General features: G+C 52.3%; 11 protein-coding genes, 1 tRNA gene and 3 pseudogenes. 12 read left to right on the forward strand and 3 right to left on the reverse strand.

What is annotated here, in order from left to right:
* Positions 1 to 146 precede the first annotated feature (146 nt).
* The 3 genes from dinB (at position 147) to prfH (ending at position 3171) form a co-directional block, all read left to right on the forward strand.
* A complete protein-coding gene (gene dinB, locus NBA72_RS05695) occupies positions 147 to 1202 on the forward strand; it encodes a DNA polymerase IV (RefSeq protein ID WP_001226204.1) in 1056 nt (351 codons plus the stop codon).
* A 218-nt stretch (positions 1203 to 1420) separates the two neighbouring features.
* Entirely contained in the window at positions 1421 to 2560 is a 1140-nt protein-coding gene (locus NBA72_RS05700; protein ID WP_000528900.1) for an RNA ligase RtcB family protein, read from the forward strand.
* Complete coding sequence (gene prfH / locus NBA72_RS05705) at positions 2557 to 3171, forward strand: peptide chain release factor H (protein ID WP_000602091.1); 615 nt, start codon at positions 2557 to 2559, stop codon at positions 3169 to 3171. Before NBA72_RS05700 ends, prfH begins: the two co-directional genes overlap by 4 nt.
* 155 nt (positions 3172 to 3326) lie before the next feature.
* Here the strand turns inward: prfH and pepD are convergent, their stop codons facing one another.
* The gene (gene pepD, locus NBA72_RS05710; protein WP_001292977.1) at positions 3327 to 4784 is read right to left on the reverse strand and encodes a cytosol nonspecific dipeptidase; all 1458 of its coding nucleotides are present in this window, start codon (positions 4782 to 4784) and stop codon (positions 3327 to 3329) included.
* A 248-nt stretch (positions 4785 to 5032) separates the two neighbouring features.
* On the opposite strand from pepD, the gene gpt reads away from it, so the two are divergent.
* The 3 genes from gpt to crl all read left to right on the forward strand — a co-directional run bounded on the left by gpt (position 5033) and on the right by crl (position 7283).
* Positions 5033 to 5491: a xanthine phosphoribosyltransferase gene (gene gpt, locus NBA72_RS05715; protein WP_001292018.1), complete on the forward strand. Its 459-nt coding sequence runs from the start codon at positions 5033 to 5035 to the stop codon at positions 5489 to 5491.
* 88 nt (positions 5492 to 5579) lie between these two features.
* Complete coding sequence (gene frsA, locus NBA72_RS05720; protein ID WP_000189586.1) at positions 5580 to 6824, forward strand: esterase FrsA; 1245 nt, start codon at positions 5580 to 5582, stop codon at positions 6822 to 6824.
* A gap of 57 nt (positions 6825 to 6881) precedes the next feature.
* Positions 6882 to 7283, forward strand: a complete 402-nt coding sequence (crl, locus tag NBA72_RS05725; RefSeq protein ID WP_000174693.1) for a sigma factor-binding protein Crl — start codon at positions 6882 to 6884, stop codon at positions 7281 to 7283.
* A 50-nt stretch (positions 7284 to 7333) separates the two neighbouring features.
* On the opposite strand, the gene phoE is transcribed toward crl, so the two are convergent.
* A complete protein-coding gene (phoE, locus tag NBA72_RS05730) occupies positions 7334 to 8386 on the reverse strand; it encodes a phosphoporin PhoE (RefSeq protein ID WP_001043667.1) in 1053 nt (350 codons plus the stop codon).
* A 282-nt stretch (positions 8387 to 8668) separates the two neighbouring features.
* On the opposite strand from phoE, the gene proB reads away from it, so the two are divergent.
* From proB to NBA72_RS05750, 4 genes and pseudogenes are all read left to right on the forward strand, one after another.
* Positions 8669 to 9772 carry a glutamate 5-kinase gene (proB, locus tag NBA72_RS05735; protein WP_001285275.1) on the forward strand — a complete coding sequence of 368 codons (1104 nt, stop codon included), beginning with the start codon at positions 8669 to 8671 and terminating at the stop codon, positions 9770 to 9772.
* A gap of 11 nt (positions 9773 to 9783) precedes the next feature.
* Entirely contained in the window at positions 9784 to 11034 is a 1251-nt protein-coding gene (proA, locus tag NBA72_RS05740) for a glutamate-5-semialdehyde dehydrogenase (protein WP_042948206.1), read from the forward strand.
* Between the two features lie 115 nt (positions 11035 to 11149).
* Positions 11150 to 11225 (forward strand) — tRNA-Thr (locus NBA72_RS05745).
* A gap of 163 nt (positions 11226 to 11388) precedes the next feature.
* Positions 11389 to 11643, forward strand: a pseudogene (locus NBA72_RS05750) (Arm DNA-binding domain-containing protein); the annotation flags it as partial.
* Between the two features lie 17 nt (positions 11644 to 11660).
* Here the strand turns inward: NBA72_RS05750 and NBA72_RS05755 are convergent.
* Positions 11661 to 12440: pseudogene (locus NBA72_RS05755) on the reverse strand (IS3 family transposase); the annotation flags it as partial.
* A gap of 1 nt (position 12441) precedes the next feature.
* Between NBA72_RS05755 and NBA72_RS05760 the strand changes: the two are divergent.
* Together NBA72_RS05760 and NBA72_RS05765 are read left to right on the forward strand one after the other, a co-directional pair.
* Positions 12442 to 13164: pseudogene (locus tag NBA72_RS05760) on the forward strand (diol dehydratase reactivase subunit alpha); the annotation flags it as partial.
* 109 nt (positions 13165 to 13273) lie between these two features.
* On the forward strand, positions 13274 to 13597 hold the full coding sequence (locus NBA72_RS05765) for a DUF1889 family protein (RefSeq protein ID WP_071591294.1): 324 nt from the start codon (positions 13274 to 13276) through the stop codon (positions 13595 to 13597).
* Positions 13598 to 13749 lie beyond the last annotated feature (152 nt).

Genomic DNA, 13749 nt, shown 5'->3' on the forward strand with positions numbered 1-13749 from the left:
TTTTTCGCAAGTCCCCGTGTGTACGTTTACAATTTTCCCGCCGCTTTCGTCGTCATACCTTCGAATATGTCGTATTTTTAACGCAAATGTCTCTTTGCGCGCAATAAAACATACTGTACACTTAAACAGTATTGTGGGGGCGAGCGATGCGCAAAATCATACATGTTGATATGGACTGTTTTTTTGCCGCGGTAGAGATGCGTGATAATCCGGCGTTACGCGATATTCCCATTGCCATTGGCGGGAGTCGTGAGCGAAGAGGTGTTATCAGTACCGCCAACTATCCTGCGCGCCAGTTTGGCGTACGTAGCGCGATGCCGACCGCCATGGCGCTAAAGCTGTGCCCCCATCTCACCTTATTGCCTGGCCGCTTTGACGCCTATAAAGAGGCTTCGCGGCATGTACGTGACATCTTTTCCCGCTACACTTCACTGATTGAACCGCTCTCGCTGGATGAAGCCTGGCTGGATGTGACTGACAGCCCGCACTGTTATGGTTCGGCGACGCTGATAGCCAGGGAGATTCGTCAGACTATTTTCAATGAACTGCAACTCACCGCCTCCGCCGGCGTTGCGCCAGTGAAATTTCTGGCGAAGATTGCCTCCGATCTCAATAAACCGAACGGACAATATGTTATTACGCCAGCCGATGTACCCGGCTTTCTTAAAACGTTGCCGTTAGCCAAAATTCCAGGCGTGGGGAAAGTTTCCGCCGCCAAACTGGAAAATATGGGGTTAAGAACCTGCGGGGATATTCAACAGTGCGATCTGGCGATGCTTCTCAAACGCTTTGGTAAATTTGGCCGGGTATTATGGGAGCGTAGTCAGGGTATTGACGAGCGTGATGTTAACAGCGAAAGGTTGCGTAAATCGGTAGGCGTTGAGCGTACTCTGGCGGAGGATATTCATGAGTGGTCGGACTGCGAGGCCATTATTGAACATTTATATCCGGAACTGGAGCGTCGTCTGGCTATAGTAAAGCCCGATTTACTGATTGCCCGACAGGGCGTTAAATTAAAATTTAATGATTTTCAGCAAACCACTCAGGAACATGTCTGGCCGCAATTAAATAAAGAAGACTTAATTACCACCGCCCGTAAAACCTGGGACGAGCGTCGCGGCGAGCGCGGCGTACGGCTGGTAGGGCTACATGTAACGCTGCTCGACCCTCAGTTGGAACGACAGTTGGTGTTAGGGTTATAAGTCAGGCCATTAATATTTTATCACTATTACGATTGCACCATCTAAATTTCAGTATTACTATACCCACGTTTTCTCATTCTCAATAACTGCAAAGGAGGTTCATCATGACACTTTATTCTCTGAACGCACTTTGCAGACCTTTCCAGGATTAATTTTCTTTTATTGCTCTGGATTAGTCTGCCATTTCCTGATTTTTTAATTCATATATGGAATGGTATATGGGCAATTATATTCGTCCTTTATCAGATGTGGTATTTTCTATCGCATCGGATAACCTGTGGATCGAAGATTCCGCGATCCAACAATTATATACGACGGCTAAGTTAACCGGTATGAAACGCGTTATCGGGATGCCAGATCTGCATCCGGGGCGCGGCTATCCTATTGGCGCAGCCTTTTTCTCGCGTGGACGCTTTTATCCGGCGCTGGTCGGCAACGATATCGGCTGCGGCATGGCGTTATGGCAAACGGATATTTTAGGGCGTAAATATAACGCCGATAAACTGGAGAAGCGGCTGGCGTCGCTGACTGACGTGGCGGACGCGCAGTGGCTGGAGGAGAATGTCCCCGCCGCAATGCAGCATCATTCGTGGCGCTCTGCGCTGGGTTCCATTGGCGGCGGCAATCATTTTGCCGAGCTGCAGCAGGTCGATCGCATCGTCGATGCTGATTCGTTCGCTTTGTCGGGGTTGCAAAAAGCGCAGTTATTACTGCTGGTACACAGTGGTTCACGCGGTCTGGGGCAAGCTATCCTGCGTCGTCATGTGGAGGCGTTTTCGCATAACGGTTTGCCGGAAGATAGCGACGATGCGCGCCGCTATCTTGCAGAACATGACGATGCGCTGGCATTTGCCCGCAGTAATCGCGCGCTGATTGCCCGCCGGATACTGCAACAGCTCAGGGCTGAGGGCGAACCGCGGCTGGATGTGGCGCATAACTTCGTTGAACCCTGTACTGTCGCGGGTGAGGCGGGGTGGCTGCACCGTAAAGGCGCTACGCCAGATGGGCAGGGACTGGTGATTATCCCCGGCTCGCGCGGCGATTATAGCTGGCTGGTGAAACCCGTCGTCAGCGAGGAGAGCCTCTTCTCCCTGGCGCACGGCGCGGGGCGCAAATGGATGCGTACCGAGTGTAAAGACCGGTTATCGGCAAAATTTACCCCGCGACAGCTCTGCCGTACCGGGATGGGTAGCCGGGTGATTTGCCGCGATCGCCAGCTCATTTATGAAGAAGCGCCGCAGGCGTATAAATCCATCGATAGCGTTGTGGATTGTCTGGCAGACGCCGGACTGATTACGCCGGTTGCCTGCCTGCGTCCGGTGCTGACGCTGAAAACCTCAGGGGAGAAAAGCGCATGATCTTACTGCAACTTTCTTCTGCGCAGGGACCGGACGAGTGTTGTCTGGCGGTAAAAAAAGCGCTGGATTGTCTGACGAAAGAAGCCGCCAGAGAAAAGGTATCGTTGACGCGACTTGAAACAGAGCCGGGACGATTACCAGACACGCTGCGTTCCGCGCTGGTCTCGCTGGACGGCGAAAAAGCCATGGCTTTCAGTGAACGTTGGTGTGGCACGTTACTGTGGATTTGTACCAGCCCGTATCGCCCGCACCATGGGCGAAAAAACTGGTACGTCGGCATTGGGCGCTTTTCCGCCGACGAACAGATGCAGTCTGATGAGATTCGTTTCGAGACTTTGCGCTCTTCCGGCCCGGGTGGGCAGCACGTTAATAAAACCGACTCGGCAGTGCGGGCCACGCACCTGGCGAGCGGGATTAGCGTGAAGGTTCAGTCGGAGCGCAGTCAACATGCGAATAAGCGTCTGGCCCGGCTGCTGATTGCCTGGCGGCTGGAACAGCAACGGCAAAATGAGTGTGCGGCGTTGAAGTCTGAAAGGCGTCTGTTCCATCATCAGATTGAGCGCGGCAATCCGCTACGGATATTTAAAGGAATGGCGTTTACGCCACAATAATTCGGTGTTACCGGCGCTGTTATAGGGCTGTCCGGCTATTCGCGTGTAGCCGCAGCGCTATTTCAGCGCATTCAGGAGAGTTTATCTGGCAATGGATACCCGATATTCCATATTGCTAGCCCGTCCAGAAATGGGACGGGCATTTTAGCGCTTTCTTACTTCGCAGGAATCGCTTTCAGCAATTCGGTCAGCAGAGTCCAGTAGTGGCCGACGCTTTCGATATGCACCTGCTCATCCGGAGAGTGAGGTCCGGTAATGGTAGGCCCAATAGAAACCATGTCCATATCCGGATAGGGTTTCTTAAACAGACCGCATTCCAGGCCGGCGTGGATAATCTGGATGTTCGGTGTTTTGTTGAACAGACGCTGATAGGTTTCCCGCACCAGGTGCATGACCGGCGAGTTCGCATCGGGCTGCCAGCCAGGATAGCTGCCTTTTGCTTCGGTTTTCGCGCCAGCCAGCTTGCCCAGCGAATCCAGCATACTCACCACATAATCTTTACCGCTGTCGATTAGAGAGCGAATCAGGCAGTGAATTTCGACATTCGCATCGGACATTGTGACCACGCCAACGTTCAGCGATGTTTCCACTACGCCTTTCGCCACGTCTGAATTGCGGATCACGCCGTTCGGCGTTGCGTTCAGCAGGCGCACAAAGGTATCGCGTGACGGCGCGGTCAATGCGGCTTTATCACTGGCAACCTCATTGAGTTGCAGCGTCAGGTTTTTCTCTTTTTCCGCCAGTTCGTTTTTCAGAATATCCTGGTAAGCGTTCACTAACGTTTTCAGAGCGCCTACGTTGTCTGCGGCAACGGCGAGGGTAGCGAACGCTTCGCGCGGAATCGCGTTACGCAGCGTGCCGCCGTTGAAATCGATCAGACGCAGATCCAGTTCTTCTGCGTGCCCGGCCAGAAAACGCGCCAGCAATTTGTTAGCATTGCCAAGGCCGAGGTGAATTTCACCACCGGAGTGGCCGCCTTTCAGGCCTTTCAGGGTTAGCTTAAAGCACGCAAATCCTGCGGGTACAGCTTCACGGGTCAACGGCAGATTAGAGGTAAAATCAATACCGCCTGCGCAGCCCATATAGATCTCACCTTCTTCTTCAGAGTCGGTGTTGATCAGGATGTCGGCCTGCAACCAGCCGGACTGGAGGCCGAACGCGCCATCCATACCCGCTTCTTCGGTCATGGTCAGCAGCACTTCCAGCGGGCCATGGACGACATTATCATCAGCCAGTACCGCTAACGCAGAAGCCATTCCAATACCATTGTCGGCGCCGAGCGTAGTACCGCGCGCTTTAACCCATTCGCCATCAATATAAGGCTGGATAGGATCTGTAGTGAAGTCGTGAACGGTGTCGCTATTTTTTTGCGGCACCATATCCAGATGCGCCTGTAAAACGACCGGCTTGCGATTTTCCATACCTGCAGTGGCGGGCTTACGGATCAGAATATTACCGACCTGGTCGCGATCCACGTAAAGGCCTTTCTCTTTGGCCCAACTCACAATATGTTCCGCGAGTTGCTCTTCGTGATAGGACGGGTGAGGAATAGAACAGATTTTGGCAAAAATATCCCACAAAGGTTGTGGTGATAACTGAGACAGTTCAGACACGATAAGTCTCCTTGGCGGTGGTCTGAAAAACGTTCTTACAGGCCACAGGGTTAGCGGAATTGATAACTCTTACGAGATGCGACTGAGAATACCACTTTCTCCGCCTGCGGGTAGTATAAAGCATACAAAAAGAGGCGTGGATTCCGCTAAACACTGGTTTTTAGCGCGTCAGGTCTCTATAATCTCGCGCAACTATTTCCCCCTCGAACACTTTTTAAGCCGTAGATAAACAGGCTGGGACACTTCACATGAGCGAAAAATACGTCGTCACCTGGGACATGTTGCAGATTCACGCACGCAAACTGGCGAGCCGCCTCATGCCTTCAGAACAATGGAAAGGCATTATTGCCGTAAGTCGTGGCGGCCTTGTACCGGGCGCACTACTGGCGCGTGAATTGGGCATTCGTCATGTCGATACCGTATGCATCTCCAGCTACGATCACGATAACCAGCGCGAACTGAAAGTGCTGAAACGTGCAGAAGGCGACGGCGAAGGCTTTATCGTCATCGACGATCTGGTCGATACCGGCGGCACCGCCGTCGCGATTCGCGAAATGTACCCTAAAGCGCATTTCGTCACGATTTTCGCTAAACCGGCGGGCCGTCCGCTGGTTGATGATTATGTTATTGATATTCCTCAGAACACCTGGATTGAGCAGCCCTGGGATATGGGTGTGGTATTTGTACCGCCGATTTCAGGTCGTTAATCAGCAGCTTTTCAGAGCGCCCGGCAATGCCGGGCGCTGTTTTATTGGTTACAATAAGCCTCTATGAGTATCCAAGGAGGCTGCACGAATGACACAGGCTAACCTCAGCGAAACCCTGTTCAAACCCCGCTTTAAACATACTGAAACGTCTACCCTTGTCCGTCGGTTCAATCGTGGGTCGCAGCCGCCCATGCAATCCGCGCTGGACGGTAAGAACGTCCCGCACTGGTATCGCATGATAAACCGCCTGATGTGGATTTGGCGCGGCGTTGATCCACGAGAAATCCTTGATGTGCAGGCGCGTATTGTGATGAGCGACGCAGAGCGAACGGATGATGATTTATACGATACGGTCATCGGTTACCGCGGCGGCAACTGGATTTATGAGTGGGCAAAGCAGGCGATGGACTGGCAGCAGAAAGCCTGTCAGGAACAGGACGCCATGCGCAGCGGACGCTACTGGCTTCATGCTTCAACGCTCTATAATATTGCCGCCTACCCGCATTTGAAGGGCGATGAGCTGGCGGAGCAGGCGCAGGCGCTGGCGAATCGCGCCTATGAAGAGGCCGCGCAGCGGTTGCCCGGCTCGTTACGTGAAATGGAATTTGCCGTTCCTGGCGGTTCGCCTGTCACCGCGTTTTTACATATGCCGAAAGGGGATGGTCCGTTTCCGACGGTGCTCATGTGCGGCGGCCTGGACGCCATGCAAACCGACTATTACACCCTGTATGAACGCTATTTCGCGCCGCGCGGTATTGCGATGTTAACGCTTGATATGCCTTCGGTTGGATTTTCATCAAAGTGGAAATTAACCCAGGATTCCAGCTTGCTCCACCAGCATGTGTTAAAAGCGCTTCCTAATGTCCCCTGGGTGGATCATACCCGTGTTGCGGCGTTTGGTTTCCGTTTTGGCGCCAATGTTGCGGTGCGTCTGGCCTATCTGGAAGCGCCGCGTTTGAAAGCGGTGGCTTGCCTGGGGCCGGTGGTCCATGCGCTACTTAGCGATCCGCAACGACAGAGCACGGTGCCGGAGATGTATCTGGATGTGCTGGCCAGCCGTCTGGGTATGCATGATGCTTCGGATGAGGCGCTGCGTGTGGAGCTCAATCGCTATTCGTTGAAAGTACAGGGGCTACTGGGCAGACGTTGTCCTACGCCAATGCTTTCCGGCTTCTGGAAAAACGATCCTTTCAGCCCGGAAGAAGAGTCTCGCTTAATTACAACATCATCTTCAGACGGTAAGCTGATAGAGATCCCTTTTAACCCGGTGTACCGTAATTTTGACCACGCGCTGCAAGAAATTACCGACTGGATTAATCATAGATTGTGTTAATAGATTGATAAATTCTATTGATTTGGTAAAACAGTTGCTTCATTAAAGGAGATCGCAATGACGTTACCGAGTGGACACCCGAAAAGTAGATTGATCAAGAAATTTACCGCGCTTGGCCCCTATATCCGGGAAGGGCAGTGCGAAGACAATCGTTTTTTTTTCGATTGCCTGGCAGTTTGCGTCAACGTGAAGCCCGCGCCAGAGAAGCGTGAATTTTGGGGCTGGTGGATGGAGCTGGAAGCACAAGAGAAACGCTTCACTTATCGTTATCAGTTTGGTTTGTTTGATAAAGAGGGCAACTGGACCGCAGTGCCGATTAACGAAACCGAAGTGGTGGAGCGACTGGAATACACGCTACGCGAGTTTCATGAAAAGCTACGCGACCTGCTGATTTCTATGGAGCTGGCGCTGGAGCCGTCTGACGATTTCAACGACGAGCCGGTAAAACTGTCGGCATAACCCTGCTGTCATGCCTGATGGCGTAGCGCCATCAGGCACAATGCGACTTATCAGAACTGGTAGGTCAACCCTATTGCCACAATATCATCGTCATTAATGCCTAACGTGTTATCGCTATCAAGCTGATTGATTTTGTAATCTACAAACGCGGACATATTTTTGTTGAAATAATAGGTTGCGCCAACGTCAATGTAATTCACCAAATCCTCACTGCCGACGCCCTCAATATCTTTGCCTTTTGACAGCACATAGCCTAATGACGGACGCAGACCAAAATCAAACTGATACTGGATAACTGCTTCGAAGTTTTGGGTTTTATTGGCAAATCCGCCGGAAACTGGCGTCATGTTGCGGGTTTCTGAATAGAAGGTCGCAATATAAATATCATTCGCGTCATACTTTACACCCGTAGCCCAGGCTTCGGCTTTATCGCCCGTACCGCGGCGCTGCAGATTTTGCTCCCTGGTGCGATCGGAGAGAGTATAAGCGCCGCTGACGGCAAAATCGCTGCCGCCGAAATCATAGCTCACGGATGTGCCGAAGCCGTCGCCGTTTTGCTTTTTCACATCGCGATCTTCGTTTTTCCCCTGATACTGTAAGGTAAGATCCAGTCCATCAACGATGCCGAAGAAATCGGTATTGCGGTAAGTCGCCAGCCCGCTGGCGCGTTTAGTCATAAAATTATCGGTCTGGGCGGAAGAGTCGCCGCCGAATTCGGGAAACATATCCGTCCAGGCCTCAACATCGTACAGCGCGCCCAGGTTACGTCCATAGTCAAAAGAACCGATATCTTTTAATTTCAGGCCAGCAAAGGCCAGGCGGGTTTTTTGCTGGGACGAATCACTTTCGGCTTTATTACCGGCAAACTCAGCTTCCCAGCGCCCGTAGCCGGTCAATTGATCGTTAATTTGCGTTTCGCCTTTAAAACCAAAACGAACGTAGCTTTGATCGCCATCTTTGCTGTCATAATCGCTCATATAGTGCATGGCTTTAACTTTTCCATACACATCAAGCTTATTACCGTTTTTATTGTAAACCTCGGCGGCGTGAACAGATGCTGATGCGATGATACTCACCACTATTGCCAGAGTGCTCTTATTCATTTCCATTCCTGTTTTAATTACGCGCTATGATTTGTCGGGAGACCCGGTAAAAAACAGGAAGGTTTTTAACGTTCGGTAATGAAAGATTTATGACAAAGTGAGAATTTTTTTAAAAAAATATGTTTAATTGTTGCGGTAATAAAATGGTCAAATTCCGCCGCTACGCTTGCTGATCCTGCGCAACAAAATTTCACGCTACGCGTACAGGTTGTTGGCAACCGGAGCCAGTCCTGCTAAAACGTTCATTTGGTCTTTATTTCTTATTTTGAACGGCAGAGAATCATGAGTGACAGCCAGACGCTGGTCGTAAAACTCGGCACCAGCGTGCTAACAGGCGGATCGCGCCGCCTGAACCGTGCCCATATCGTAGAACTTGTCCGCCAGTGCGCGCAGCTACACGCCGCGGGACATCGTATTGTTATTGTTACCTCTGGCGCGATTGCCGCCGGACGTGAACATCTCGGCTACCCGGAACTGCCGGCAACAATTGCCTCTAAACAGCTTCTGGCGGCGGTAGGGCAAAGCCGCCTGATTCAACTGTGGGAGCAGTTGTTTTCAATTTACGGTATCCACATCGGGCAGATGCTGTTGACGCGTGCGGATATGGAAGACAGAGAGCGCTTTCTGAACGCCCGCGATACGCTACGTGCATTACTGGATAACCATATTGTGCCGGTTATCAATGAAAATGATGCCGTTGCGACAGCGGAAATTAAAGTGGGCGATAACGATAACCTCTCCGCGCTGGCGGCGATCCTGGCAGGCGCGGATAAACTGCTGCTGCTGACCGATCAGCAAGGATTATTTACCGCCGATCCGCGTAGCAATCCGCAGGCGGAGCTTATCAAAGATGTGTATGGCGTTGACGATGCGCTGCGCTCTATCGCGGGAGACAGCGTTTCCGGGCTGGGAACCGGTGGTATGAGCACTAAGCTTCAGGCGGCAGACGTGGCCTGTCGCGCGGGTATTGATACGATTATTGCCTCAGGCAGTAAACCGGGCGTGATCGGCGATGTGATGGAGGGGATTTCCGTCGGCACCCGTTTTCATGCGCAAGCCTCGCCGCTGGAGAACCGCAAACGTTGGATCTTCGGCGCGCCGCCGGCAGGCGAAATTACGGTTGATGAAGGCGCGACCGCGGCAATGCTGGAACGTGGCAGTTCACTTCTGCCAAAAGGCATCAAAAGCGTGACGGGCAATTTCTCGCGGGGGGAGGTCATCAGAATTTGTAACCTGCAAGGGCGTGATATTGCTCATGGCGTCAGCCGTTATAACAGTGATGCTCTGCGGCGGATAGCCGGTCACCACTCTCAACAAATCGATGCGATTCTGGGCTATGAATATGGCCCGGTCGCTGTTCATCGTGATGACATGATTACTCGATAAGGAACAGGCATATGCTGGAACAAATGGGCATTGCTGCTAAAGCGGCGTCGTATAAGCTGGCGCTGCTCTCCAGCGGCGAAAAAAATCGCGTGCTGGAAAAAATAGCCGATGAACTGGAAGCGCAAATGGAAAGTATCCTCAGCGCGAACGTACAAGATGTTGAGCAGGCGCGAGCCAACGGCCTGAGCGAAGCGATGCTGGACCGCCTGGCGCTGACCCCTGCGCGTCTGAAAGCGATTGCTGACGATGTGCGCCAAGTCTGTAATCTCGCCGACCCGGTCGGGCAGGTGATCGACGGCGGTCTGCTGGACAGCGGGCTACGTCTGGAACGCCGCCGCGTGCCGTTGGGCGTGGTTGGCGTTATCTATGAGGCGCGTCCGAACGTTACCGTTGATGTGGCTTCTTTGTGTCTGAAAACCGGTAATGCGGTGATTCTACGCGGTGGGAAGGAGACGTATCGCACGAATGCCGCAACCGTTCGTGTCATTCAGAAGGCGCTGAAAGCTTGCGGTTTACCGGAGGCGGCGGTTCAGGCGATTGATAATCCGGACCGTTCGCTGGTCAATGAAATGCTGCGTATGGATAAGTACATCGATATGCTGATCCCGCGCGGCGGCGCAGGCTTGCATAAACTGTGCCGCGAGCAATCCACCATTCCGGTGATTACCGGCGGGATTGGCGTGTGCCATATTTTTGTTGATAGCAGCGCAGACATCGCCCCGGCGCTGAAGATTATTGTTAACGCCAAAACCCAGCGCCCGAGCACCTGTAACACGGTGGAAACCTTGCTGGTGCATCAGGACATCGCAGAACGCTTTTTGCCTGCGCTAAGCAAGCAGATGGCGGAGAGTGGTGTAACGTTGCATGGGGATGAAACCGTCATGCAGGCACTGCATGGCCCTGCCAAACTGGTGGCGCTGAAACCGGAAGAGCTGGATAACGAGTTTCTGTCTCTGGATCTGAACGTTGTGGTGGTCGAAAATATGGATGGCGCTATCGCCCACATTCGCGAACATGGTACTCAGCACTCCGATGCAATTTTAACGTGCGATATGCATAATGCTGCGCGTTTCGTGAACGAAGTGGATTCCGCTGCGGTTTATGTCAACGCCTCTACCCGTTTTACCGACGGCGGGCAGTTTGGGCTTGGCGCAGAAGTGGCGGTCAGCACGCAGAAATTACATGCCCGCGGTCCGATGGGGCTTGAAGCGCTTACCACCTATAAGTGGATAGGCTTTGGCGATGGTACGATTCGTGCGTAATTAATGACGAGCGGTGCAAAAATAGCCGGTTGAGTAGCAAGGCTATTGACGCACCGCCCGGTTAGTTTTAACCTTCTACCCCGTGATTCACCCGCGTGAACACACCCTTCTCAGGGCCGATATAGCTCAGTTGGTAGAGCAGCGCATTCGTAATGCGAAGGTCGTAGGTTCGACTCCTATTATCGGCACCATCTCAAGTTCCTCAAACGTCCGTATTCATCCATAAATACACTGATTTATAACGACTTTATTGCTTTTTTGTCCATCACCGTCCGTAACCATCCAGTAGAATCCGACACTGAATGTGTATAGGATTATGTATATGTTCCTGTTCGGTCTTGGATTCCTGTACACATGCCTTTAAACGATATGCAGATTCGCCGCGCTAAGCCTGAAACTAAAGCCTATACACTCGGAGATGGGCAAGGGTTGTCATTGCTAATTGAACCTAATGGAAGCAAGAGCTGGCGGTTCCGTTATCGTTTTGCCGGTAAGCCAAAAATGATCTCGCTGGGTGTGTATCCGACGATCACACTTGCAGATGCCAGTTCTCGTCGTGATGATGCCCGAAAACTTGTGGCAGAAGGAAAGAGCTGTGATCCTACCCGCGTAATATGGGCACAACCCTAAGCGAGGTTCTGGTTTTCAAATTGTTCCGGACTGAGACCGCCACTGGCACTGTGACGACGCCACCGATTGTAATCACACTCAATATAATTAAACACTGCTGTCCGCATTATTTCCCGGCTGACAAAGTCCTCTCCGTGGATACATTCCACCTTCAGCGTATGGAAGAAGCTTTCCGCACAGGCATTGTCGTAACAACAACCTCTGGCGCTCATACTTCCCCGCAGATTATGGCGTTTCAGTAAGTTCTGGTAATCCGTTGAACAGTACTGACCGCCTCTGTCTGTATGCACGATGACATTTTCCGGACATTTACGCCGCCACAGCGCCATCTGTAACGCATCGCAGGCAAGCTGTGCTGTCATCCGCGAGGACATCGACCAGCCAATGACTGACCGCGACCACAGATCGATAACCACGGCCAGATAAAGCCAGCCTTCACCAGTGCGAAGATACGTGATGTCACCCACCCACTTCTGATTCGGGCCGCTGGCGTAAAAGTCCTGCTTCAGCAGATTCTCTAAGACTGGCAGACCATGTTTGCGGTAACTGACCGGACGGAACCGGCGCGAGGCTTTCGCCCGCAGCCCCTGCCGACGCAGGCTGGCCGCCACGGTTTTCACGTTGAACTGGTAACCCTGAGCACGAAGCTCATCCGTCAGGCGTGGCGCACCATAGCGTTGTTTTGCGTCACTGAATGCTTCCCGGACGACGTTATCACAGACAAGGCGGAACCGCTGACGCCGGTTTATCTGATGACGACGCTGATGCCAGACGTACCGCTTACAGATGCAGGCTATCGCCAGCGAGCTAAGCGCCCGGTTAAATACCCCAGTTGAAGTCGGTGGTGTGGAAGCCAACATGGCTGTGGCTGGCGCGTTAACGACGCCTGGATGCGCCGCGCCGCTGGCGATCCTCGATTTAGGCGCAGGATCCACCGATGCCGCCATTATTAATAGCGACGGCGTAGTGAAGGCGGTACATCTTGCCGGGGCGGGGAATATAGTCAGCCTGCTAATTCAAACGGAACTGGGCTTAAGCGATCCGTTTTTAGCAGAGGAAATTAAAAAATACCCGCTGGCCAAAGTGGAGAGCCTGTTCAGCATTCGCCACGAGAACGGCGCGGTGGAGTTTTTTCGTGAACCGCTCAGCCCGTCAGTATTTGCCAAAGTGGTGTATCTGAAAGAGGGCGAGCTGATCCCGGTCGATAACCAGACCTCGCTGGAGAAGATTCGTCTGGTGCGCCGTCAGGCCAAAGAGAAAGTCTTTGTCACCAACTGTCTGCGCGCATTACGCCAGGTCTCACCTGGTGGCTCGATTCGCGATATCACTTTTGTGGTGCTGGTAGGCGGCTCATCGCTGGATTTTGAAATTCCGCAGATGATCACCGATGCGCTGGCGCATTACGGCGTTGTCGCCGGGCAGGGCAACATCCGGGGTACTGAAGGCCCACGCAATGCGGTGGCAACCGGGCTGGTTTTAGCCGGAGAAGCCAAAAAATAGCGCAGAAAACAGCCGCGCAAGCGTTTAGCTGCGGGGTAAGTCAAAGAAAGGCGATGTTCTCTTTGATATCCCGGCGGAGTTGGGTACATAGTATCAAGGTGTCTCTCACGTGGTTAATTTTAAGGATAAGAGCATGCCAACAGCAATTGAGAAAGCCTTGGATTTTATTGGTGGTATGAACACATCGGCGTCAGTACCCCATTCAATGGATGAAAGTACCGCTAAGGGAATTTTAAAGTATTTGCATGATTTAGGCGTGCCAGTAAGCCCGGAAGTTGTGATGGCACGGGGTGAGCAGGAGGGATGGAATCCTGAGTTCACGAAAAAAGTGGCCGGATGGGCAGAAAAAGTCGCCTCCGGTAACCGCATCCTTATCAAAAACCCAGAGTATTTTTCAACCTATATGCAGGAGCAGCTCAAAGAACTCGTGTGAGCTGACTATCGAATAAAACGCTAACGGACGTTTCCATCTAAGGATGGCGGCGTCCAGAAGGGGTTGCCAGTGACAGTTTTGGACTGCCGATTCATTTCTTTTCGTCAAATTAATGTCTATATATTTATTGAATAAATATATAGTTCATAACT

It is taken from the genome of Salmonella sp. NW1250, from assembly GCF_051812965.1.
In the GTDB taxonomy this organism is placed as follows: Bacteria; Pseudomonadota; Gammaproteobacteria; order Enterobacterales; family Enterobacteriaceae; genus Salmonella; species Salmonella enterica.

Coding starts and splice junctions, on each gene's coding strand:
- frsA (WP_000189586.1), top strand. CDS start 5,580: ATGACACAGGCTAACCTCAGCGAAACCCTGTTCAAACCCCGCTTTAAA.
- crl (WP_000174693.1), top strand. CDS start 6,882: ATGACGTTACCGAGTGGACACCCGAAAAGTAGATTGATCAAGAAATTT.
- NBA72_RS05700 (WP_000528900.1), top strand. CDS start 1,421: ATGGGCAATTATATTCGTCCTTTATCAGATGTGGTATTTTCTATCGCA.
- gpt (WP_001292018.1), top strand. CDS start 5,033: ATGAGCGAAAAATACGTCGTCACCTGGGACATGTTGCAGATTCACGCA.
- proA (WP_042948206.1), top strand. CDS start 9,784: ATGCTGGAACAAATGGGCATTGCTGCTAAAGCGGCGTCGTATAAGCTG.
- proB (WP_001285275.1), top strand. CDS start 8,669: ATGAGTGACAGCCAGACGCTGGTCGTAAAACTCGGCACCAGCGTGCTA.
- dinB (WP_001226204.1), top strand. CDS start 147: ATGCGCAAAATCATACATGTTGATATGGACTGTTTTTTTGCCGCGGTA.
- phoE (WP_001043667.1), bottom strand. CDS start 8,386: ATGAATAAGAGCACTCTGGCAATAGTGGTGAGTATCATCGCATCAGCA.
- prfH (WP_000602091.1), top strand. CDS start 2,557: ATGATCTTACTGCAACTTTCTTCTGCGCAGGGACCGGACGAGTGTTGT.